The sequence below is a fragment of the Pseudomonas sp. P1.31 genome, from assembly GCF_001269815.1.
Taxonomy (GTDB): domain Bacteria; phylum Pseudomonadota; class Gammaproteobacteria; order Pseudomonadales; family Pseudomonadaceae; genus Aquipseudomonas; species Aquipseudomonas rustica.
In genome coordinates, this window is record NZ_LHVN01000025.1 from 19,194 (window position 1) to 41,570 (window position 22,377).

At 58.9% G+C, this 22,377-nt stretch carries 24 protein-coding genes and 1 pseudogene; 14 read left to right on the plus strand and 11 right to left on the minus strand.

Going from position 1 to position 22,377, the window contains the following annotated elements; translation table 11 throughout:
* Positions 1 to 28 precede the first annotated feature (28 nt).
* The gene (locus AD669_RS16200; protein ID WP_053121565.1) at positions 29 to 472 is read right to left on the minus strand and encodes a hemerythrin domain-containing protein; all 444 of its coding nucleotides are present in this window, start codon (positions 470 to 472) and stop codon (positions 29 to 31) included.
* A 149-nt stretch (positions 473 to 621) separates the two neighbouring features.
* Between AD669_RS16200 and AD669_RS16205 the strand changes: the two genes are divergently transcribed.
* Complete coding sequence (locus AD669_RS16205; protein ID WP_053121567.1) at positions 622 to 1,047, plus strand: N-acetyltransferase; 426 nt, start codon at positions 622 to 624, stop codon at positions 1,045 to 1,047.
* A 99-nt stretch (positions 1,048 to 1,146) separates the two neighbouring features.
* Here the strand turns inward: AD669_RS16205 and AD669_RS16210 are convergent, their stop codons facing one another.
* The gene (locus tag AD669_RS16210) at positions 1,147 to 1,497 is read right to left on the minus strand and encodes a hypothetical protein (protein WP_053121569.1); all 351 of its coding nucleotides are present in this window, start codon (positions 1,495 to 1,497) and stop codon (positions 1,147 to 1,149) included.
* 135 nt (positions 1,498 to 1,632) lie between these two features.
* Here AD669_RS16210 and AD669_RS16215 point away from each other — a divergent pair, with 135 nt between their 5' ends.
* From AD669_RS16215 to AD669_RS16250, 8 genes are all read left to right on the plus strand, one after another.
* The gene (locus tag AD669_RS16215; RefSeq protein ID WP_053121571.1) at positions 1,633 to 1,962 is read left to right on the plus strand and encodes a DUF6388 family protein; all 330 of its coding nucleotides are present in this window, start codon (positions 1,633 to 1,635) and stop codon (positions 1,960 to 1,962) included.
* A gap of 26 nt (positions 1,963 to 1,988) precedes the next feature.
* Positions 1,989 to 2,693: a YoaK family protein gene (locus AD669_RS16220; RefSeq protein ID WP_053121573.1), complete on the plus strand. Its 705-nt coding sequence runs from the start codon at positions 1,989 to 1,991 to the stop codon at positions 2,691 to 2,693.
* A 180-nt stretch (positions 2,694 to 2,873) separates the two neighbouring features.
* On the plus strand, positions 2,874 to 3,266 hold the full coding sequence (gene tusD / locus AD669_RS16225) for a sulfurtransferase complex subunit TusD (protein WP_053121672.1): 393 nt from the start codon (positions 2,874 to 2,876) through the stop codon (positions 3,264 to 3,266).
* Between the two features lies 1 nt (position 3,267).
* Positions 3,268 to 3,624: a sulfurtransferase complex subunit TusC gene (gene tusC, locus AD669_RS16230; protein WP_053121575.1), complete on the plus strand. Its 357-nt coding sequence runs from the start codon at positions 3,268 to 3,270 to the stop codon at positions 3,622 to 3,624.
* On the plus strand, positions 3,624 to 3,917 hold the full coding sequence (gene tusB / locus AD669_RS16235; RefSeq protein WP_053121577.1) for a sulfurtransferase complex subunit TusB: 294 nt from the start codon (positions 3,624 to 3,626) through the stop codon (positions 3,915 to 3,917). The genes tusC and tusB overlap by 1 nt, the downstream gene beginning before the upstream one ends.
* A complete protein-coding gene (locus AD669_RS16240; RefSeq protein WP_053121579.1) occupies positions 3,914 to 4,249 on the plus strand; it encodes a TusE/DsrC/DsvC family sulfur relay protein in 336 nt (111 codons plus the stop codon). The genes tusB and AD669_RS16240 overlap by 4 nt, the downstream gene beginning before the upstream one ends.
* Positions 4,246 to 5,247 (plus strand): glycosyl transferase family protein, encoded by a 1,002-nt coding sequence (locus tag AD669_RS16245; RefSeq protein ID WP_053121581.1) that lies wholly within the window; start codon positions 4,246 to 4,248, stop codon positions 5,245 to 5,247. The genes AD669_RS16240 and AD669_RS16245 overlap by 4 nt, the downstream gene beginning before the upstream one ends.
* A 91-nt stretch (positions 5,248 to 5,338) precedes the next feature.
* Positions 5,339 to 6,340 carry a glutathione S-transferase family protein gene (locus AD669_RS16250; RefSeq protein WP_053121583.1) on the plus strand — a complete coding sequence of 334 codons (1,002 nt, stop codon included), beginning with the start codon at positions 5,339 to 5,341 and terminating at the stop codon, positions 6,338 to 6,340.
* Between the two features lie 94 nt (positions 6,341 to 6,434).
* On the opposite strand, the gene cysG is transcribed toward AD669_RS16250, so the two are convergent.
* From cysG to AD669_RS16280, 6 genes are all read right to left on the minus strand, one after another.
* Positions 6,435 to 7,829: a siroheme synthase CysG gene (gene cysG / locus AD669_RS16255; protein ID WP_053121585.1), complete on the minus strand. Its 1,395-nt coding sequence runs from the start codon at positions 7,827 to 7,829 to the stop codon at positions 6,435 to 6,437.
* The gene (serS, locus tag AD669_RS16260; RefSeq protein ID WP_053121586.1) at positions 7,830 to 9,110 is read right to left on the minus strand and encodes a serine--tRNA ligase; all 1,281 of its coding nucleotides are present in this window, start codon (positions 9,108 to 9,110) and stop codon (positions 7,830 to 7,832) included. It lies immediately after the preceding gene.
* Positions 9,111 to 9,125: 15 nt separating this feature from the next.
* Positions 9,126 to 9,500 carry a fluoride efflux transporter CrcB gene (gene crcB / locus AD669_RS16265; RefSeq protein WP_053121588.1) on the minus strand — a complete coding sequence of 125 codons (375 nt, stop codon included), beginning with the start codon at positions 9,498 to 9,500 and terminating at the stop codon, positions 9,126 to 9,128.
* Positions 9,500 to 10,822, minus strand: coding sequence for a replication-associated recombination protein A (locus AD669_RS16270; protein ID WP_053121590.1), 1,323 nt, complete (start codon positions 10,820 to 10,822; stop codon positions 9,500 to 9,502). The genes crcB and AD669_RS16270 overlap by 1 nt, the downstream gene beginning before the upstream one ends.
* A gap of 203 nt (positions 10,823 to 11,025) precedes the next feature.
* The gene (gene lolA / locus AD669_RS16275; RefSeq protein ID WP_053121592.1) at positions 11,026 to 11,646 is read right to left on the minus strand and encodes an outer membrane lipoprotein chaperone LolA; all 621 of its coding nucleotides are present in this window, start codon (positions 11,644 to 11,646) and stop codon (positions 11,026 to 11,028) included.
* Between the two features lie 67 nt (positions 11,647 to 11,713).
* A complete protein-coding gene (locus AD669_RS16280; RefSeq protein WP_053121593.1) occupies positions 11,714 to 14,122 on the minus strand; it encodes a DNA translocase FtsK in 2,409 nt (802 codons plus the stop codon).
* Positions 14,123 to 14,419: 297 nt separating this feature from the next.
* Here AD669_RS16280 and AD669_RS16285 point away from each other — a divergent pair.
* The 4 genes and pseudogenes from AD669_RS16285 to infA all read left to right on the plus strand — a co-directional run.
* Positions 14,420 to 14,563, plus strand: a pseudogene (locus tag AD669_RS16285) (hypothetical protein); the annotation flags it as partial.
* A gap of 108 nt (positions 14,564 to 14,671) precedes the next feature.
* Positions 14,672 to 15,352, plus strand: coding sequence for a leucyl/phenylalanyl-tRNA--protein transferase (aat, locus tag AD669_RS16290; RefSeq protein WP_053121596.1), 681 nt, complete (start codon positions 14,672 to 14,674; stop codon positions 15,350 to 15,352).
* A 57-nt stretch (positions 15,353 to 15,409) separates the two neighbouring features.
* On the plus strand, positions 15,410 to 16,117 hold the full coding sequence (locus AD669_RS16295; protein WP_053121598.1) for an arginyltransferase: 708 nt from the start codon (positions 15,410 to 15,412) through the stop codon (positions 16,115 to 16,117).
* Positions 16,118 to 16,229: 112 nt separating this feature from the next.
* Positions 16,230 to 16,448, plus strand: coding sequence for a translation initiation factor IF-1 (gene infA, locus AD669_RS16300; RefSeq protein ID WP_002553999.1), 219 nt, complete (start codon positions 16,230 to 16,232; stop codon positions 16,446 to 16,448).
* Positions 16,449 to 17,383: 935 nt separating this feature from the next.
* On the opposite strand, the gene clpA is transcribed toward infA, so the two are convergent.
* On the minus strand, positions 17,384 to 19,654 hold the full coding sequence (gene clpA / locus AD669_RS16305) for an ATP-dependent Clp protease ATP-binding subunit ClpA (protein ID WP_053121600.1): 2,271 nt from the start codon (positions 19,652 to 19,654) through the stop codon (positions 17,384 to 17,386).
* Between the two features lie 30 nt (positions 19,655 to 19,684).
* A complete protein-coding gene (clpS, locus tag AD669_RS16310; RefSeq protein ID WP_053121602.1) occupies positions 19,685 to 20,068 on the minus strand; it encodes an ATP-dependent Clp protease adapter ClpS in 384 nt (127 codons plus the stop codon).
* 224 nt (positions 20,069 to 20,292) lie between these two features.
* Here clpS and AD669_RS16315 point away from each other — a divergent pair, with 224 nt between their 5' ends.
* Complete coding sequence (locus AD669_RS16315; protein ID WP_053121605.1) at positions 20,293 to 20,574, plus strand: cold shock domain-containing protein; 282 nt, start codon at positions 20,293 to 20,295, stop codon at positions 20,572 to 20,574.
* 75 nt (positions 20,575 to 20,649) lie between these two features.
* Here AD669_RS16315 and icd read toward each other — a convergent pair whose 3' ends face one another.
* Positions 20,650 to 21,906: an NADP-dependent isocitrate dehydrogenase gene (icd, locus tag AD669_RS16320; protein ID WP_007920207.1), complete on the minus strand. Its 1,257-nt coding sequence runs from the start codon at positions 21,904 to 21,906 to the stop codon at positions 20,650 to 20,652.
* Positions 21,907 to 22,377 lie beyond the last annotated feature (471 nt).

Below are 22,377 nucleotides of genomic sequence, written 5' to 3' on the forward strand. Positions count from 1 at the left end.
GAGCTGCCGAAGGCTGCGATCTTTTGATCTACTTAGCCTCGACCTGCTCCTGATACTCTTTTTCATATTGCCCGGCGAGCTGCACCTTCTGCTTCTCATTGAGCAATTTGCCGGCCATCTGGAAGAACTTCTGCTCTTCTTCCTCCAGGTGGTGATGCACCTTCTCCGACAACTTCTTCGCCGTCGCCAACCACGCTGGGCTCGACATCTCGGTCTCGTCGAGTTCTTCCATCATCTCGTCCATTTCATGGTGCTCGGAAATCGCGTGACGACTGAGGTCGACACCGGCATCGCACTCCATCAACGGAATGTAGAAGTGACGTTCTTCGGCGGTTTCGTGGGCTTGCAGTTCATCTTTGAGCAGTTTGTAAGCCTCAACCCGCTCCGGGGTGTCACCGCTGGTTTTGATCAGGCTTTTCGCGTAAGTGCGCTGGCGGTCGTGGCTTTCACGAAGGGCTTCAAAAATATTCATGGCGTGTCCTCATCAACCGCGTGCTGGAATGACGCTGTAAAAGCTAGACCGCGACGCGTGAGCGACGGTTCCACCGGTTTTGCGCAGGGACTTGGAAGCAGACCACCGGGCAGGATACGCTGGCGAATTATCCTACAAGGAAGTCCTGCATGAACTTGCGCATCGAGTTAACGCAAACACCCACGGAAGAACACCGCGCAGCCATTCTGGCGCCACTGCGCGCGCATAACGTCTCCCAGGCCGGCCCATCGGTGTGGGAACCGATCGCGCTGTTGGTGCGCGACGAGCACGACGCTGTGCTCGGCGGCCTGTATGGCCACACGTTTTATCGCTGGTTGTTTATTGAATTGTTGGCCGTGCCGATTGAAGGGCGCGGTCAGGGCATCGGTTCGAAACTGATGCAGATGGCCGAAGATTTTGCGCGAGAGAAGGATTGCGTGGGGATCTGGCTCGACACCTTTTCGTTTCAGGCGCCGGAGTTTTACAAGAAGGTCGGGTATACCGAGTGCGGTGAGATTGTTGATTATCCGCTGGGGCATAAGCGGCATTTTTTCCAGAAGCGGTTGATTGACTGAATGTGACGGCCCCTTCGCGAGCAAGCTTTGCTCCTACGGTGATCAATATCTGTAGGAGCAAGGCTTGCCCGCGAAGACGTCAGCTGCATCAACTGATGGTTACAGGCAAGTCGCCAACGCCGCCAACCGCCGCTTCGCGACAAAATCATCTTTCTGCGCGTAGTAATTCAGCGTCGTCCCCGACGGCTCCGTGCTCAGGTCAACGAACGACTCCGCCGAACGGGTGTACACCGTCGAACCGCCCTTCTTGCCCGGTTGCAGATAAGCCCCCGCGTCCACGCCAAACACCGCCTCGTCTTGCCAGGCGAATTGCACGCACTGCGCCACGAGCTTCTCGGCTTTGTCCGAGGTCATGACTTTATAAGGCGCCTGGGTGCGCGCATCGTCCATCGCCGAACCTGCGCAACCGGCCAGAACCGTCGCCGCCAGCGCTACCATCAGAATTCGCATTGCATTCGCTCATTCAGAAAAAAGCGGACTGTATCACCGCCGCAAGCGGAAATCGTTCTGCTTTACTGCATTTATAGCGAGACAGGCACTCGCCGCTGCGGCAACCTAAGGTCATCAGCCTCACAAGGAAAACCCATGGCGCCTACCGATCAGCGACATGAACACGCCCTGAAACTGTTTCTCGATGCGCGCCCCGAGTTGCGCGACAGCCTCGACCACCTCAATCCTCTGCTGGCTCAGGCTAAGGGAGAAACCCAGGCGCAATACCGCGAAGAACGTCTGCATGAGGCGTTTGAAGAAGAGGCGGACAAGCTGGGGTTGTTTGCCTGGGAACTGACGTTGCAGCTGACCGCTGATTCGCCTGAGGAATATCAGGCGCAGCGCCTGGAAGTGCATCGCGAGGTGGCGGAAATGGCCGGCATGGACTGGCTGGAATACTGCGACCTGTACGGGATAGAACCTTAACCGCCACGCCAAGGATCCTTTCGCCGATGCTGCCTTCCGCCTCGACTCATCGCGCCAGCCCCGGCCATCTGCACACGCAGAAATGGCGCGGACGCGTGGGTCTGGCGCTGGTCGCCAGCCTGTCGGTACTGGCCGGCATGACCGATGCCATCGGTTTCATGGCCAGCGGCGATTTCGTCTCGTTCATGAGCGGGAACACGACACGCCTGGCGGTGGCGATCAGTGAAGGTGATCTCGGGTTGACCTTGCGCCTGGTGATTCTTGTCGCGACGTTCATCCTCGGTAATGCCCTGGGCGTGCTCGTCGCGCGCCTCGGTGGGCGACGCGCGCTGCCGCTGCTGCTGTGCATCGCCACCCTGCTCAGCACCTCGGCAGCGTGGCCGTTCGACGCGCAACTGCCGGCATTGCTCGCAGCGATCATTGCGATGGGCATGCTCAACGCGGCGGTCGAGGAAGTGAATGGCCTGCCGGTCGGGCTGACCTACGTGACCGGCGCGCTGTCGCGATTTGGCCGAGGACTGGGGCGCTGGATGCTCGGCGAACGGCGCAGCGGCTGGCGGGTGCAACTGGTGCCATGGAGCGGGATGTTTATCGGCGCCATTCTCGGGGCGGTGCTGGAACAGCATCTGGGCCTCAAAGCCATGTTTGTCAGCGCAGTGCTGGCCGCGTTGATCGGCCTGCTTTCCCTCAGAATCCCGCGACGCTGGCAACTCGGCTACATGCCCCGCTAACCGCAAATCCCCTGTAGGAGCTGACGAGTGAAACGAGGCTGCGATCTTTTGATCTGGTTTTTTTAAAATCAAGATCAACAGATCGCAGCGTGCCGCAGCTCCTACAGGGATCGGGTTTCCGCGATCCTTTGGCGGCCGCAATGCTTTATCATGGCCGCAGTTTTGCTGATCGAGTCCGTCATGAAGTTCGCCATCGCGTTGTTTTCCGCCGCCCATGCGCCCTCCTCGCGCCGTGCCCTGCTGTTTGCGCAGGCGGCACTGGCCGGTGGGCATGAGATTGTCCGGCTGTTTTTCTATCAGGACGGCGTCTACAACGCCTCCGACGCGGTGGTCACCCCGCAGGACGAACTCGACTTGCCCAAGCAATGGCGCGCGTTTATCACCGAGCAGAAGCTCGACGGTGTGGTCTGCATCGCCGCCGCCCTGCGCCGTGGCGCCCTGAACGCGGAAGAAGCCAAGCGTTATCAGCGTGACGCGATTTCGGTCAGTGCGCCGTGGGAATTGTCCGGCCTCGGTCAGTTGCATGATGCGGTGCAAGATGCCGATCGCCTGATCTGCTTTGGAGGTGCGTGAGATGGCCAAATCCCTGTTGATCATCAGCCGCCAGTCGCCATGGTCGGGCCCCGGCGCCCGCGAAGCGCTGGACATCGTGCTGGCCGGCGGTGCGTTCGATCTGCCGATCGGTTTGCTGTTCCTCGATGACGGCGTGCTGCAACTCAGCGCCGGGCAAAACGCGAAAGCGCTGCAACAGAAAGACCTCAGCGCCAACCTGCAAGCGCTGCCGATGTTCGGTGTTGAAGAACTGTTCTATTGCGCCGACAGCGCCAGCGCCCGTGGTCTCAGCACGTTGTCGCTGGACGAAGCCGAGCCGCTGGCCGCCGAGCAAATCACCGCCCTTATTGACCGCTACGACCAGGTGATCACCCTCTGATGTCGACTTTGCATGTGTTGTCTCATTCCCCGTTCGGCGACGATCGCCTGACCAGTTGCCTGCGCGTGATCGGCGGCGCTGATGCTTTGTTGCTGTCCGGCGATGCGGTCTACGCGTTGCAACCGGGCACCGCGCCGTTCACCGCGCTGCACAGCCGCCAGATCAAATTGTTCGTTCTGGCCGAAGATGCGCAGGCGCGCGCCCTCCAAGTTCCTGACTGGGCCGAAGTGATCGACTACCCGGCCTTCGTCGAACTGTCGATCCATCACGACAAGGTCAACAGCTGGCTATGAATTCCATGACCGTCGGCGCCCGCGCCATCGAACTGGACAAGGACGGCTTCCTCGTTGACCTCAGCGACTGGTCGCAGGAGGTCGCCAGCGCCCTCGCCGCCGCCGAAGAGATTGAGTTGACCGCCGAACACTGGGAAGTCCTCGAATTGCTGCGCAGCTTCTACGCCGAATTCCAGTTGTCCCCGGCCACGCGTCCGCTGATCAAGTACACCGCGCTGAAACTCGGTGTGGAAAAAGGCAACAGCCTGCACCTGAACCGACTGTTCAAAGGCACCCCTGCCAAACTCGCCGCAAAACTGGCGGGCCTGCCCAAACCGACGAATTGCTTATGACCGACTTTCCAGCGCTGACCCTCGAAACGCCTGCTGAACATCCATTCGCCCAGTTCGTACGCATCCTCGGCAAGGGCAAACGCGGCGCCCGTGACCTGACGCGCGAAGAAGCGCGCGAAGCCATGGGCATGGTGCTCGACGACAAGGTCGAGGACACCCAGCTCGGTGCGTTCCTGATGTTGCTGCGCCACAAGGAAGAAAGCGCCGAGGAAATGGCCGGTTTCACCGAAGCCTTGCGTGAACGCTTGCAGGCGCCTGCGCTGAATGTCGATCTGGATTGGCCGACCTACGCCGGTAAGAAGCGCCATCTGCCGTGGTACCTGCTGGCCGCCAAGTGCCTGGCGCAGAACGGCGTGCGCATCTTCATGCACGGCGGCGGCGCGCACACCGCCGGGCGGCTGTACAGCGAGCAACTGCTCGGCGAGTTGAACATCCCGTTGTGTCGCACCTGGCAACAGGTCGGCACGGCGCTGGACAACGGCGGCCTCGCATTTATGCCGCTGGTGGACTGGGCGCCGCAGTTGCAGAACATGATCGATCTGCGCAACACCCTGGGTCTGCGCTCGCCGATTCATTCGCTGGCGCGGATTCTCAATCCACTGAGCGCACGCTGCGGGCTGCAAAGTATTTTCCACCCCGGCTACCAAGCGGTGCACCGCGATGCCAGCGGCCTGCTCGGCGACACAGCGATTGTGGTCAAGGGTGATGGCGGCGAAATCGAGATCAACCCGGATGCCGACAGTCATCTCTACGGCACTACCGGCGGCGAGAGCTGGGACGAAGAATGGCCGCAACTGTCGGCGCAACGTCACGTCAAACCATCGTCGCTGGATGTCGAGCACCTGAAAGCCGTGTGGCGCGGCGATGTGGTCGACAGCTACCCACAAATGGCGCTGATTTCGACGATGGCGCTGGCCCTGCGCGGGCTAGGCCAACCGCGTGAACAAGCCTTCGAAACCGCCGAGCAATACTGGGCCGCGCGGGACAAATCGATTTAACCGATCATTCACGCCCGATCTTTGCGCTTTTTGTTCGAACTCACAGGAATAGACTCGACTCCAACGTTTACTGATTTACGGAGTCTTGATCATGGGTTTACTCGTCGATGGCCACTGGCAGGACAAGTGGTACGAAAGCAGCAAAGACGGCGCGTTCCAGCGCGAACAGGCACAACGCCGTAACTGGGTAACCGCCAACGGCGAGCCCGGCCCGAGCGGTGAAGGTGGTTTTGCCGCCGAGGCCGGTCGCTATCACCTCTACGTGTCACTCGCCTGTCCATGGGCACATCGCACGCTGATCCTGCGCAAACTCAAAGGTCTGGAAAGTCTGATCGACGTTTCGGTGGTCAGTTGGTTGATGCTGGAAAACGGCTGGACGTTCGACAACGCGCTGGGCTCGACCGGCGACAAACTCGATGGCTTTGAATTCATGCATCAGCGCTACACCGCTGACACCGCCGACTACACCGGCCGCGTCACCGTGCCGGTGCTGTGGGACAAAAAGCTCAAACGCATCGTCAGTAATGAGTCAGCGGAGATCATCCGCATGTTCAACAGCGCGTTTGATGGCTTGACCGGCAATGAGCTGGACTTCTACCCGGCGCCACTGCGCAGCGAGATCGATGCGCTGAACGATCGAATCTATCCAGCCGTAAACAACGGCGTGTACCGCGCGGGGTTTGCCACGTCGCAACAGGCCTATGAACAAGCGTTCGATGAGGTGTTTGCTGAGCTCGATCATCTGGAGCGGGTTTTAGGTGCGAATCGCTATCTGACCGGCGAGTACCTGACCGAAGCCGATGTGCGCCTGTTCACCACAATGATTCGTTTTGACGCGGTGTATCACGGGCACTTCAAATGCAACCTGCGGCGGATTGCCGATTATCCGAACCTGTCGAACTGGCTGCGTGAGGTGTATCAGCTGCCGGGGATTGGCGAGACGGTGGATTTTCAGCACATCAAAAATCACTACTACGGCAGTCACAAGACGATTAACCCGACGGGGATTGTGCCGAAGGGGCCGGAGCAGGATTTCACGGCGGCCCATGATCGGGCGCGGTTGGGTGGCAAAGGGGTTTGGTTGAAGGGCTAACAGCAAAAATCAAAAGATCGCAGCCTTCGGCAGCTCCTACATGAGAATGCGTTCTCTGTAGGAGCTGCCGAAGGCTGCGATCTTTTGATCTGACTCAGACCTGCGCCTGAGCCCCTTCAAACCACGCCAGTTTCTCGCGCAGTTGCACCACTTCCCCCACGATCACCAATGTCGGCGCATGCACTTCATGCTCCGCCACCATGCGTGGCAGATCCGCCAGCGTGCCGGTAAAGACTCGCTGATTGACCGTGGTGCCCTGCTGAATCAACGCCGCCGGGGTATCCGCCGCGCGACCGTGCTTGATCAACTGCTCGCAGATCACCGGCAAGCCCACCAGGCCCATGTAGAACACCAGCGTCTGCGCCGGGGCGACGAGGTCGGCCCAGGGCAGGTCGGTCGAACCGTCCTTCAAATGCCCGGTGACAAAGCGCACTGACTGCGCGTAATCACGATGGGTCAGCGGAATCCCGGCATACGCCGCGCAACCACTGGCTGCGGTAATCCCCGGCACGACCTGAAATGGAATCCCGTGCGCCGCCAGTTCTTCGATCTCTTCGCCGCCACGGCCAAAGATAAACGGATCACCGCCCTTCAAGCGCACCACGCGCTTGCCGGCCTTGGCCAGATCAACCAGTTGCTGGTTAATCTGATCCTGCGGCACGGCATGATCTGAACGGCGCTTGCCGACATACACGCGCTCGGCATCGCGACGGCACAACTCAAGAATCGCTGGTGCGACTAAACGGTCGTACAACACCACATCGGCTTGCTGCATCAGACGCAAAGCCTTGAACGTCAGCAGATCCGGATCACCCGGCCCTGCGCCGACCAAATACACTTCACCGGTGGTGACGGTCGCTTCGCCATCAATCTTGGCTTGCAACAGACGCTTGGCCTCAGCGCCCTGCCCGGCCAGTTGGCGGTCGGCAATCGGCCCTTGGAACACGTCCTCCCAGAATCCACGACGCTGCTGTACATCCGGAAACAGGCTTTTCACCTGATTACGGAAACGTGCGGCGAGCCCGGCCAACTGACCGTAAGTCGAGGGAATCCAGGTTTCGATCTTGGCGCGAATCAGTCGCGCCAGCACCGGCGCATCGCCGCCACTGGACACGGCGATGATCAGCGGCGAGCGATCGACGATCGCCGGGAAGATCACGCTGCACAAGGCAGGCGCGTCGACCACGTTGACCGGCACGCAGCGCTTGTGAGCATCGGTGGAGACTTGTGCGTTCAGCGTTTCATCGTCGGTGGCGGCGATGATCAGCCCGCAACCGTCCAGATCCGCCTCGACGTAACCGCGCAACAGGCATTCGCCGCCCGAGGCTGCGACCAGCTCACGCAGCTGCGATTCGATTTCAGGTGCGACCACCCGCAGCAGCGCACCGGCATCGGCCAGCAGGCGGGATTTGCGCAAGGCAATTTCCCCCCCACCGACGACCAACACACGACTGCCGCGCAGGTTGTGAAACAGCGGCAGATATTTCATTTAGCCGATGACCTCAAGGCCACCCATGTACGGCTTCAGTACGTCCGGCACACGGATCGAACCGTCGGCCTGCTGGTAGTTTTCCAGCACGGCAACCAGGGTACGGCCTACGGCCAGGCCGGAACCGTTCAAGGTGTGCACCAGCTCAGGTTTGCCGGTTTCCGGGTTGCGGAAACGCGCTTGCATCCGACGGGCCTGGAAGTCGCCGCAGTTCGAGCACGACGAAATTTCGCGGTACTTGTCCTGGCTCGGAATCCACACTTCCAGATCGTAAGTCTTGACCGCGCTGAAGCCCATGTCGCCGGTGCACAGCGCCAGGGTGCGATACGGCAGACCGAGCAGTTGCAGGACTTTTTCAGCGTTGGCGGTCAGGCCTTCCAGCGCTTCCATCGAGGTCGACGGCTCAACGATTTGCACCATTTCAACTTTGTCGAACTGGTGCTGACGGATCATGCCGCGAGTGTCGCGACCCGATGCACCGGCTTCACTGCGGAAGCACGGGGTGTGGGCAACGAATTTGATCGGCAGCAGTTTCGAATCAACGATTTCGCCAGCGACGATGTTGGTCAGCGACACTTCGGCAGTCGGGATCAGGTACAGATCGGCTTCGCCTTCGCGGGCGATCTTGAACAGGTCTTCTTCGAATTTCGGCAGTTGACCGGTGCCTTGCAGCGCCGGCGCCTGAACCAGATAAGGCGTGTAAGCCTCTTCGTAGCCGTGCTCGTTGACGTGCAGATTGATCATGAACTGCGCCAGCGCGCGGTGCAGACGGGCGATCGGGCCACGCAGCAGAGCGAAACGCGCGCCGGACAGCTTGGCAGCGGTTTCAAAGTCCAGCCAGCCGAACTTCTCGCCGAGGGCAACGTGGTCTTTCACTTCGAAATCGAAAGCAGTCGGCGTGCCCCAGCGGCGCACTTCGACGTTGTCGTCTTCGTCTTTGCCGACCGGCACGGATTCGTGCGGCAGGTTAGGAATGCCCAGCACGATCGAGTCCAGTTCGGTCTGGATCGCGTCCAGTTCGACTTTACCGGCACTCAATTCGCCCGCCATGCGCTCGACGTCCGCCATCAACGGCGCGATGTCTTCGCCGCGCTGCTTGGCCTGACCGATGGATTTGGAACGCGCGTTACGCTCAGCCTGCAGTGCTTCGGTGCGGGTCTGGACGGTCTTGCGCTGTTCTTCCAGCGCTTCGATGCGCGCGGTATCCAGGGCAAAGCCACGGGAAGCCAGGCGGTCCGCTACGTCCTGAAGGTTGCTACGTAACAGTTTGGAATCGAGCATGTCGGTTTCTCGTTATCAAAGTTTGGTCAAAGACAGGCCAGCCCACGTCGCGAGCAGCCCGCCGAATACGCTGAGTGCCGCATAGCCCAGGGCCAGCGGCACTTGCCCGCTTTCCAGCAGGCGCACCGTATCCAGTGAAAAGGATGAAAAAGTCGTCAGGCCCCCGAGGAAGCCGACCATCAACCCGGCACGCACCTCGATCGGCACTTCCGGGCGTATCAAAAACAGGCCATACAACACGCCGATCAGCAGGCAGCCCACGATATTAACGGCCAGCGTCGCGGTATAGAAGTGCCGCGGCCAATTGGCGTTGATCCAATTGCCGGTGGCGAAGCGCAACAAAGTGCCAGCAACGCCGCCGGCAGACACCGCAATGATCAATGGAAGCACTATTTTCTCCGCTGCCGAGGACTTAAACGATCGAGTTGGGCGAGGTGGTTGAGCTTCTCGCCGATCTTCAACTCCAGGCCACGCGGCACCGGTTGGTAGAACGGGATCGGGTCGAGTTCGTCCGGAAAATAGTCTTCGCCGGCGGCATAAGCGTCCGGTTCATCGTGGGCGTAACGGTATTCGTCGCCGTAGCCCAACTGTTTCATCAGTTTGGTCGGCGCGTTGCGCAGATGCAGGGGTACTTCCAACGAACCGTGCTCGGCGGCGGCGCGCAGGGCAGTTTTGAAACCCATGTACACCGCGTTGCTTTTCGGCGCGCAGGCCAGATAGGTGATGGCTTGCGCCACGGCCAACTCGCCCTCCGGACTGCCGAGGCGCTCCTGCACTTCCCACGCGGCGAGGCACAGGCTCAGCGCGCGCGGGTCGGCATTGCCGATGTCTTCGCTGGCCATGCGCACCACGCGCCGGGCCAGGTACAGCGGATCGCAACCACCGTCGATCATCCGCGCGAACCAGTACAGCGCGCCGTCGGGGTTGGAACCGCGTACCGATTTGTGCAGCGCCGAGATCTGGTCGTAGAACGCTTCGCCACCCTTGTCGAAGCGCCGACGCGTATCGCCGAGCAGACTCTGCAGCAAATCAATGCCCATCTCGCTGTTGTCGTCGGCCAGGTCGGAGGCGTTTTCCAGCAGATTAAGCAGACGCCGGCCATCGCCATCGGCGGCGGACAGCAGCATCTGGAAACCTTCGTCGCTGAGGGTCAGATTGCGCTTGCCCAGCCCGCGCTCTTCGGTGAGTGCGCGGTGCACCAGTTTGCGCAGCGCCGCTTCGTCGAGGCTTTTCAGCACGTAGACGCGGGCCCGCGACAACAAGGCGTTGTTGAGTTCGAACGAAGGGTTTTCGGTGGTGGCGCCGATGAAGATCAGCGTGCCGTCTTCCACGTACGGCAGGAATGCGTCCTGCTGCGACTTGTTGAAACGGTGCACTTCATCGACGAACAGAATCGTGCGCTTGCCGTATTGGCCAGCCTGCTGCTTGGCGATTTCAACCGCCTGACGGATCTCTTTGACCCCGGCGAGCACTGCTGAAACGGTTTCGAAGTGCGCGTCCGAGACTTCCGCGAGCAAGCGCGCCAAGGTGGTTTTACCCACGCCCGGCGGGCCCCAGAAAATCATCGAATGCAGGGCACCCTGCTCCAGCGCCTCACGCAGAGGCTTGCCGCGAGCGAGCACGTGCTCCTGACCGACGTACTCATCCAGATTGGTCGCCCGCAAACGCGCGGCCAGTGGCTGGGCAATCGGTGCACTGCGAAACAGATCCATCACGTAGCGTTGAAACCTCGAATTTTCTGAAATCTTGGCGAACCCTGTGGTGAGGGGATTTATCCCCGACCGGCTGCGCAGCAGTCGTGAAACCATTCAACGCGGTATGTCTGAAACAACCGGGTTGCAGGTTCTGGGGCTGCTTCGCAGCCCATCGGGGATAAATCCCCTCGCCACAAAAGCCCGTCCACAGAGCGTGTGCATTATTCCTGGATCACATCCGCACCCTTGGGGATGTCGAACTTGAACTTGGAGGCCGGCACTGGCTCGTTGGCCTTCACCCCGGTGAACAGGATGTTGGTGCGTTGGCCGACGCTGTCGATCAGTTGCATGTCGTTGAGCAAACCGTTGCGGAACGACAGGCGCAGGTTGTCGAACAGGGTGTCTTTGGTTTTCGGCTTCAGCGTGAAGTCGATCACGCCGCCCGCTTCTTTCGCGGTGATGTCGAAGCTCTGGCTGATCTTCGACACGTCACCGGACAGCAGCAGCGCCGGGGTCTGGGTCAGACGCTCGTCGAGTTTCTTGATGGTCGCCTGTTCCAGATCCGGATCCCACAGGGTGACTTTCTTGCCATCAGAGACCATGGTCTGCTCGGCCGGCGCGTTGGTGTGCCAGTAGAACAGGCCCGGGCGCTGCAGGGTCATGTTGCCGGTGGTTTCCTGCAACTGGGTGCCGCCGCCGTCGAGGGTCAGCTGCGAGAAGTTGGCAGTCAGGGTTTTCGATGTTTCCAGCAATTGGGTCAGACGCGCCACGTCCTTGTCATCGGCGTGAGCCGTGAGGGTGGTCAACGCCAGTACTGGCAACAGCATGCGGATAAGACGCATGGGAGTCCTCTTGAATACTTGTTGGGAGAGCGGCGGAACATCATTGTCCCGCCTCTTGCTTCTGGCTTCAGTCGCGAACCGGGCCCGGGGCCAGGACTTCACGCGAACCGTTGGTGTTCATTGAGGTGACGACCCCGGCCATTTCCATGGCTTCGATCATCCGGGCGGCGCGGTTGTAGCCGATCTTCAGCTTGCGCTGCACAGCAGAAATCGAGGCGCGACGGCTTTCGAGGACGAATTGCACGGCTTCGTCATACAGCGCGTCAGCTTCCGGATCATCGCCATCGCCGCCACCGCTGCTGCCTTCAAAGCCGCTGCCCGCCTCTTCGACACCGTTGAGGATGTCGTCGTTGTATTCAGGAGCGCCGCGCAGTTTCCACGCTTCCACCACACGGTGAACTTCTTCGTCGGAGACGAACGCGCCGTGAACCCGGATCGGCAGGCTGGTGCCCGGCGGCATGTAGAGCATGTCACCGTGGCCAAGCAGTTGTTCGGCGCCGCCCTGATCGATGATCGTCCGGGAGTCGATCTTGCTCGACACCTGGAACGCCATACGCGTCGGAATGTTCGCTTTGATCAGACCGGTGATCACGTCCACCGACGGCCGCTGGGTCGCGAGGATCAAGTGAATACCGGCCGCACGCGCCTTCTGCGCAATACGGGCGATCAGCTCTTCAACCTTCTTGCCGACGATCATCATCATGTCGGCGAACTCATCGACGACCACGACGATGGTCGGCAGCTTCTGCAACAGCGGCGCTTCGTCGTGGATGCTTTCGCGCTTGTACAGCGGATCGCTCAATGGCTCGCCGGCGTCCTGGGCTTCCTTGACCTTGGCGTTGAAGCCGGACAGGTTACGCACGCCCATCTTCGCCATCAGCTTGTAGCGGCGTTCCATCTCGGCAACGCTCCAGCGCAGGGCGTTGGCAGCGTCCTTCATGTCGGTCACGACCGGGCACAGCAGGTGCGGGATGCCTTCGTAGATCGACAGTTCCAGCATCTTCGGGTCGATCATGATCAGCTTGGCGTCTTCCGGGCCAGACTTGAACAGGATCGACAGAATCATCGCGTTCACGCCCACCGACTTACCGGAACCGGTCGTACCGGCCACCAGCAAGTGCGGCATCTTCGCCAGGTCAGTAATCACCGGCTTGCCGCCGATGTCATGGCCCAGCGCCAAAGTGACCGGCGATTTGAAGTTGTCGTACTCAGGCGTCGACAGCACTTCAGAGAAGCGCACGATCTGCCGGTCTTCGTTGGGAATCTCGATACCGACCGTGGTCTTGCCCGGAATCACCTCAACCACCCGCACACTGGTCACGGCCAGCGAACGCGCAAGGTCTTTGGCGAGGTTGGCGATGCGGCTGACTTTGACGCCGGCGGCAGGCTGAATTTCGTAACGGGTAATCACCGGACCCGGGTGGATCGAGTCGACGGTCACTTCAACACCGAATTCCTTGAGCTTGATCTCCAGCAAGTGGCCGACCGCTGCCAGGGATTCCGGCGAGTAATTGAGTTGTTTCTTTTCCGCCGGATCGAGGATCGAGATCGGCGGCAAGGTGCCTTCCACGGCGCTGTCGACGAACAACGGCACCTGTTTCTCTTTCTGCACGCGCTTGCTTGGCTCGGGCGCTTTGGCCGGGGCCGGAGCGATGACTGGCGGAACCTGTTTCTCGCGATCGGACATGTGCTTGCTCAGGGCTTGCTCACGTTCGATCAGGCGTTCTTTGACTTTGGCCTGTTCGCGCTTGTCGGTCACCGTCGGCGCGACCACGTCATGCACGCGATCATCGACTTCACGCAGTTGCGCGACCAGTTGCTTGCGCTCAGTACGCGCCGACCACCAGCGATTGAGCGCGCCCTGGAACAATTCGAACAGGTCGAGGGTGATCTTGCCGGTGATGTCCATCACCTTGAACCAAGACAGGTCGGTGAACACCGTCAGACCAAACAGGAACAGCGCGATGAACAACAACGTGCTGCCCTGAATGTTCAGCGCGTTCTTCGCCAGATTGCCGAGGCTTTCGCCCAACGCACCACCGGCACCGGCCGGCAGACCCGACGCGGCATGGAAATGCAGATGCGCCAGCGCAGCGCCGGACAGCACCAGAAACACCAGACCGATCAGGCGCCAGGAGAACAGCCAGCCGCTCCACTGCCACGGTTCGTGGCGTTGACGGAAGATCTGATAAGCCTTGATCGCCAGCAGCAACGGGAAGATGTAGGCGAAGTAACCCAGCACCATAAACAGGATGTCAGCGCTGTAGGAGCCCGCCGGGCCGCCGAAATTCTGTACGTCGTCGATCTTGCTGTTGTGGCTCCAGCCCGGATCGTCCTTGCCGTAGGTGAGCAAGGCCATCATCAGGAACAGGCACAAAGCGCCGATGGCGATCAATGCACCTTCCTTGAGCCGGTAGTGCAACTGTTGGCGCCAGAGCGGAACGACAGTTTTGGGTGCTGCGGTGGATTTCTTCAAAACGCTACTTTTCCTGCGCCAATGGCGCGTCCATCTATTGAATGACGATAAAAAACTGCCCAATCCAGGCAGGTAACAAAGTGAACGAGCGCAACTGAGACTACTTTTAACACTGCGCCGTGGCTTTTAAAAACACGGCACAACGCGAATATTCTGTAACAGCCCGGCATTGTACGGGTTTGTACGTGCGATGCCATGCTTCAAACCCCAGGGTAAAGCATAGTCAAGCACACAAAACCCGTGGGCCAATTTGAGCATGCATTACCTTTTGTGACAAAGGCTTATGAGGTGTATTTGATGAACGCAGCGAAGCATTCACGCCTGATCATCCTCAACTCCGGCCCGGCGCGGATGGAACGCTTACATCAACACGCCACACGGGCTGCCATAGCGATCGTTTACGACCACAGCCTCGACGCCAAGTTGCAGCCGCGTCCATTCGGCTGCATGAGCGAGCAGTCTCTGGACGACTTTCCTGTCATTTAACGGCACACTTTATCGCGGGCCGAACAGCCCGCCCCGCCCTCCCCTTCTGCAAGCCTGGATGCCATGCTGACTTGGTTACAACGCAACTCCCTGACTTTTCCGCCATTGGAAAAGGCCATGCGCGAACCCAACGGACTGCTCGCCGCCGGCGGTGATCTGTCCGCCGATCGTTTGATTCAGGCGTATCGTCACGGCTGCTTTCCATGGTTTTCCGAAGGCCAGCCGATTCTCTGGTGGTCGCCGGATCCGCGCACGGTGATGTTTCCCGACGAACTGCACGTCTCGCGCAGCTTGGGCAAACTCCTGCGCAAGGAACGCTATCAAGTCACCTTCGATAAAGACTTCGACGCGGTCATTCGCGCCTGCGCCGCACCCCGCGATTACGCCGATGGCACGTGGATCACCGAAGCGATGCAGGACGCCTACGTTGAATTGCATCGACGCGGCTTCGCCCATTCGGTGGAGGTTTGGGATCAGGGCGAACTGGTCGGCGGCCTGTACGGACTGGCGATGGGTCAACTGTTCTTTGGCGAGTCGATGTTCAGCCGCGCCGACAACGCTTCCAAGTACGGTTTCGCCACGCTGGTGCGCCATCTGCAAGATTCGGGGTTCGTGCTGATTGACTGCCAGATGCCGACCGATCATCTGCACAGCCTTGGCGCCCGCTCGATTCCCCGTCAGGAATTTGCTGACTATCTGGCCCGACACCTGGATCAACCCAGTCGCGCCACTTGGGTTTGCTGAGCGACTTTTGCGCGCGTGGCTTACACTTAATTCACCAGCTTATCCCGAGGGTTGATCATGACCGAGTTGGCGCGTCTGAAGTTCTATGCCACTCAACCTCACTCTTGCAGTTATCTGCCTGAGGAGCAGGCTACCACCCTGTTTCTCGACCCGAGTCAGCCCATGGATGTGCATGTCTACGCAGACCTGTCGGAAATGGGCTTTCGTCGCAGCGGCGATCATCTGTACCGTCCGCATTGCCAGAACTGCAATGCGTGCGTGCCTGCGCGCATCCCCGTCGCACAGTTCACCCCCAATCGTCAGCAGAAACGCATTTTCAAGCGCAACGCCGATTTGCAGGTGCGCCCGGTCAAACCGCAATTCAGCGAAGAATATTTCGATCTATATCAGCGCTACATCGAACAACGCCACGCTGACGGCGACATGTACCCGCCGAGCCGTGATCAATTCTCGACGTTTCTCGTGCGTGATCTGCCCTTCTCGCGTTTTTATGAGTTTCGTCTCGACGGACGGTTGCTCGCCGTGGCGGTAACCGATTTGCTGCCTAATGGCTTGTCGGCGGTGTACACCTTTTACGAACCGGCGGAAGAGCGCCGTAGCCTTGGCCGCTTCGGCATCCTCTGGCAGATCAGCGAGAGCCAGCGCCTGGGGCTGGAGGCGGTTTACCTCGGTTATTGGATCAAGAACTGCAAAAAGATGAACTACAAAACCCAATATCGCCCCATCGAACTGCTGATTAATCAGCGTTGGGTCATCCTCAACTAAACCAAAGCCCTAAACCCCTTGGCGTAAACCCCATTTTTCGGGCACAATGCACGCCGCTTTTGCCTGGCGCAGTTGCACCGGGCCATTCATTGGATACCGAGGGCTTTACTGCATGTCGAAAGAAGACAGCTTCGAAATGGAAGGCACTGTCGTCGACACCCTGCCCAACACCATGTTTCGTGTGGAGTTGGAAAATGGGCACGTCGTAACCGCGCATATTTCCGGCAAGATGCGCAAGAACTACATTCGTATTCTTACCGGTGACAAAGTGCGCGTCGAGCTGACGCCCTATGACTTGAGCAAAGGGCGCATTACTTACCGCGCTCGTTAATCAGGTCAATACAAGACGCCCGGTTTATGCCGGGCGTTTTTGTTTGTGCGTTTTTTGGGGTTTTGGGTTTTGGGGGCATATCCGTTGCTGCGGGTGATGCCGCTGGCGGTTTCGCTCTTACAGCGAGTCACCTTTTCCAGACGCCGAAAAGGTAACCCAAAAGGCTTGGCCCCGGCGTACGGCACTTCGCTTAGGCTCAGCGTTTCCTCGCTACGGTGCCCATCAGGGGGCATCGCCTACGGTTTGCTTCACTGCACCTCCTCTCGATGTATGCGGCTGCGCCGCATGGCGCTACGCGCCTACCCCTGATGGGCACCTACGCTCGGCCTGCCGAAGGGGCTGAAGATCAAGAGCCACATCAAAAGCCCCTCACCCTAGCCCTCTCCCGGAGGGAGAGGGGACTGATCACGTGGATTGGGAGAGATACGCCGACTTGCGATACCGAGTTGAATGCACATTTTGAAAGGCCCACCATCGGCTCCCTCTCCCCCGGGAGAGGGCTGGGGTGAGGGGCGAATCCAGCGCAAATCAAAAAGCCGTGCGCGCCCCGCTCTTCACCACTCAATAGGCCGAGTGTCAGCTCGCCTGCTTTTGATCTTAGAGCCCGTCGGCAGGCTGAGTGGAGGGATTGATCCGGGGGTGGGAGCGTAGCGACCGTTTGGCGCAGCCAAACACAGCGAGAGGAGGTGCAGCGAAGCAAACCGTAGGCGCTGCCCCCCGGATCGATCCCGGAGCGAAGGAACCCGAGCATTAGCGAGGGCCGAACGTCAGGGCACAGACCTTTTGGTTACTTTTGGGGCGTTTGCCAAAAGTGACCCGCCGTAAGGGCGGAACCCTAACCAGCCATCACCACAACAACGGATATTCACCCAAAAAACCCAAACAACAAACAACAAAAAGGGCGCCCGAAGGCGCCCTCAGCGAAACAACAACGATCAAGCCATCTCAGCAGTGGTCTCGAAATCAAAGGTCAACTCACCATCCTTGATATCGATATGAACAACCCCACCATGCTCAGCCAACTCACCAAACAAGATCTCCTCCGCCAGCGGACGCTTGATCTTGTCCTGAATCAGACGAGCCATCGGACGCGCACCCATCGCCGCATCATAACCACCCGCCGCGATCCAGCTACGCGCCGCGTCAGTCACTTCCAGCAACACACGCTTGTCTTCCAGTTGCGCCTGAAGCTCGGTAAGGAACTTGTCCACCACACTTTTGATAACCTCATGACTGAGGCGACCAAACTGAATAATGGTGTCCAGACGGTTACGGAACTCCGGCGTGAAGCTCTTCTTGATCACTTCCATCGCATCAGACGAGTGATCCTGATGGGTGAAACCGATCGAAGCCCGTGCCGCCGTTTCAGCACCGGCGTTAGTGGTCATGATCACAATCACGTTGCGGAAGTCCGCCTTGCGCCCGTTGTTATCGGTCAGCGTGCCGTGATCCATCACCTGCAACAGCAGGTTGAAGACTTCCGGATGCGCTTTCTCGATTTCGTCGAGCAGCAATACGCAATGCGGCTGCTTGGTGATCGCTTCGGTCAACAGACCGCCCTGGTCGAAACCGACATAGCCTGGAGGCGCACCGATCAGACGCGATACGGTGTGGCGCTCCATGTACTCGGACATGTCGAAGCGAACCAGTTCAATGCCCAACGCCTTGGCCAATTGCCGCGCGGCCTCGGTTTTACCGACACCGGTCGGGCCGGCGAACAGGAACGAACCGACTGGCTTGTCAGGCGACTTGAGGCCGGCACGGGACAGTTTGATCGCAGTCGACAGCGAATCGATCGCCGCGTCCTGACCAAACACCGTCAGCTTCAGGTCACGCTCCAGGTTACGCAGCAGTTCCTTATCGGAACTGGTGACGTGCTTCGGCGGGATCCGCGCGATCTTCGCCACGATGTCTTCGACGTGCGGCACTTCGATGCGCTTGGCGCGCTTCTCGACCGGTTGCAGGCGCTGATAGGCGCCCGCCTCGTCGATCACATCAATGGCTTTGTCCGGCATGTGCCGATCATTGATGTAACGCGACGCCAGTTCAGCAGCGGCACGCAGTGCTTCGTCGCTGTATTCGATGTTGTGGTGCTGCTCGAAACGCCCTTTCAGGCCGCGCAGGATACCGATGGTGTCTTCCACCGACGGCTCGACGACATCAACCTTCTGGAAGCGACGCGCCAAGGCACGATCCTTCTCGAAGATGCCACGGAATTCCTGGAACGTGGTCGAACCGATGCAGCGAATGTCGCCAGACGACAACAGCGGTTTGAGCAGATTCGAAGCGTCCATAACCCCGCCCGACGCAGCGCCCGCACCAATAATGGTGTGGATCTCGTCGATAAACAGAATGGCTTGCGGACGTTTTTTCAGTTCATTTAGCAGCGCTTTGAAGCGCTTCTCGAAATCACCGCGATACTTGGTGCCCGCGAGCAGAGCACCGAGATCAAGCGAATAAACGACGCTACCCGCCAACAGATCCGGCACCTGGTTGTCGACAATGCGCTTGGCCAGGCCTTCGGCAATCGCGGTTTTACCCACGCCTGCTTCGCCGACCAGCAGCGGATTGTTTTTGCGCCGACGTGCGAGAATCTGCGCGACACGCTCGACTTCCGACTCACGGCCGACCAGCGGATCTATTCGACCCTGGCGCGCAAGTTCGTTGAGGTTGCTGGCATAAGCATCCAGAGGATTGCCTGAAGAAGAAGACTCACCGCCCTCGTCGTCCTGCATATCTTGTTCACCTTCAGAGTGATCGCCATGCCCCGGCACTTTGGAAATGCCATGGGCGATGTAGTTGACGACATCGATGCGCGCAACGCTCTGCTGTTTCAGCAGGAACACCGCCTGACTCTCTTGCTCACTGAAGATGGCAACCAGCACGTTAGCGCCGGTTACTTCGCGTTTGCCCGAGCTCTGTACGTGAAAAACAGCACGCTGCAGTACACGCTGGAAGCCCAGGGTTGGCTGGGTTTCGCGATCTTCGTCATGAACGGGAATCAATGGCGTGGTGGAGTCGATGAACTCCTGCAGGTCATGCTTGAGTTTGTCGAGGTTTGCGCCGCAGGCACGCAAAACGGTGGCGGCAGCCTCATTATCCAATAGGGCCAGCAGGAGATGTTCGACGGTCATGAATTCATGACGCTTCGAACGAGCCTCCTTGAAGGCTAAATTGAGGGTGACTTCGAGCTCGCGGTTTAACATAGCTTCACCTCATACCCAAGTGGTCGGCGATTAACCGTCCTTCTCGATTTCACAGAGTAGCGGATGCTGGCTTTCCCTGGCGTACTGGTTGACCTGCATGGCCTTTGTCTCGGCGATGTCGCGGGTAAACACTCCACATACTGCCCGTCCTTCTGTATGAACGGCCAGCATGACCTTGGTCGCCAGCTCGCGATTCAGGTTAAAAAACACCTCGAGCACTTCGACGACGAAATCCATCGGTGTGTAGTCATCGTTGAACAAAACCACCTTGTACATCGGCGGCGCCTGTAATGCAGGCTTTGCTTCCTGAACAGCAACGCCCGCCGAACCGTCGTCGTGTTCCTCCGGGTGATCCTTTTGGAAAGTCGGGCGATCCTGATTGAATGTTAGTCGAATCTGGCTGATTGCATGCATGGAAAGAAAGGTTCGTCAGTTGTGCAAATACAGTGGTGGGGGCGGTTGTACACGTTTTCAACTCCGACTGCCCGGTCACCTTGACTATCGGGAAAACGGTGTTACAACCAATAGAGCCCACAGTGGGTAAAAAAGATCCGCGGAGTCAATCCTTTTAACGGATTAGATTGCGGATGAATTGGATGATACTCCAGCGATGGAATCTGTTGCAGAGGGATTTGAGCATGGCAGTCGGCAAGGTGAAATGGTTCAACAATGCCAAGGGATTCGGTTTCATCAACACCGACACCCATGAGGGCCGCGATGAGGATGGCAAAGACATCGACTTCTTTGCCCATTATTCGGCCATTGAAATGGACGGGTACAAAACCCTGAAAGCAGGTCAAGCGGTGAGATTCGATATCGTGCAAGGCCCCAAAGGCCTACACGCGGTGAAGATTACTTCGGCCGAAGTCTCGCCGGTGTCGAGCACGGTCGCCGCCGAAGAACAAACAGCGACCAGCTGACGCCGCAAACATTCAGCCATAAAAAAACCGCCTGACTCAATTCATCGAGTCAGGCGGTTTTTGTGTACCTGCGTTTTACATGTGCGAGATCAGCGCATCGCCGAAGCCCGAAGACGACACCAGTTTGGCCCCGTCCATCAGACGTTCGAAGTCATAAGTCACGGTTTTGGCCGAGATAGCGCCGTTGGTGCCCTTGATGATCAGATCCGCCGCTTCCGTCCAGCCCATGTGGCGCAGCATCATTTCTGCCGAAAGAATCAACGAACCCGGGTTGACCTGATCCTTGCCGGCGTACTTCGGTGCAGTGCCGTGGGTGGCTTCGAACATTGCCACGGTGTCGGACAGGTTGGCGCCCGGCGCGATGCCGATACCGCCCACTTCTGCCGCCAGGGCATCGGAAAGGTAGTCACCGTTAAGGTTGAGGGTCGCGATCACATCGTATTCGGCCGGGCGCAGCAGGATCTGCTGGAGCATGGCGTCGGCGATGGCGTCTTTGACCACAACGTTCTTGCCGGTTTTCGGGTTTTTGAACTGCATCCACGGGCCGCCGTCGAGCAGGGTCGCGCCGAATTCTTCAGCGGCCACTTCGTAGGCCCACTCTTTGAAGGCACCTTCGGTGAACTTCATGATGTTGCCTTTGTGCACGATGGTCAGCGAATCGCGGTCGTTATCGACCACATATTGCAGAGCCTTGCGCGCCAGACGCTTGGTGCCTTCCAGCGAAACCGGCTTGACGCCGATGCCACAGTTTTCGTCGAAACGGATCTTGGTGACGCCCATTTCTTCTTTAAGGAACTTGATGACCTTGGTGGCTTCCGGTGAACCGGCTTTCCACTCAATGCCGGCATAGATGTCTTCGGAGTTCTCGCGGAAGATCGTCATGTCGACGTCGCCAGGCTTTTTCACCGGGCTTGGCACGCCTTCAAACCAGCGCACCGGGCGCAGGCAGACGTACAGGTCGAGCTGCTGACGCAGGGCCACGTTCAGCGAACGGATGCCGCCACCGACCGGCGTGGTCAGCGGGCCTTTGATGGAAACCACGTAATCCTTGACCGCGTCCAGGGTTTCCTGAGGCAGCCAGGTGTCCTGATCGTAAACCTGAGTGGCTTTTTCCCCGGCGTAGACTTCCATCCAGGAAATCTTGCGTTTACCGCCGTATGCCTTTTGAACTGCAGCATCGACAACCTTGATCATCACCGGGCTGATGTCGACACCAATGCCGTCACCTTCGATGAAGGGGATGATCGGGTTATCAGGAACATTGAGAGAATGGTCTGCATTGACGGTGATTTTGTCGCCGACGGCTGGAACCTGAATCTTCTTGTAACCCATGCTGAACTCCATTGTTTGGATTGAACATCTGGCTTGGTTCGAGCGTAACCCAGTTAAATCAACACGCAAACCCTCTGTTCCCGGCAATCGCACAACTCGTTTCGTACAACCCTGAAAGCAAAGGGAAAAGCGCCAAACTCAAGCATTCGCAACGACTCTACGCGCCACCCTGCCCTGCGACCTTTAGACCAATGGACGAGATTGGTTGCATATGAACCATCGGCAGATTGCCAGCTACCTATGTATAATGCCCGCCGCTGACCACAGGGTCACGACGGCTGGCCTCTCTAGAACGAGACTTTCCGCCTGATTGGTCGGGTTGTTACCGCAGCCTGACTGCTTGACGCTCTACTGATGCACCCAACATCACCGCGAAGAATCTCGACATTCGGTTCATGGATGACTTTGAACGAACGCGCTTACCCGGCGCCCCTCGAGTTTCTGCGCACGCTTTAGCAAAGAAGAGAGAGT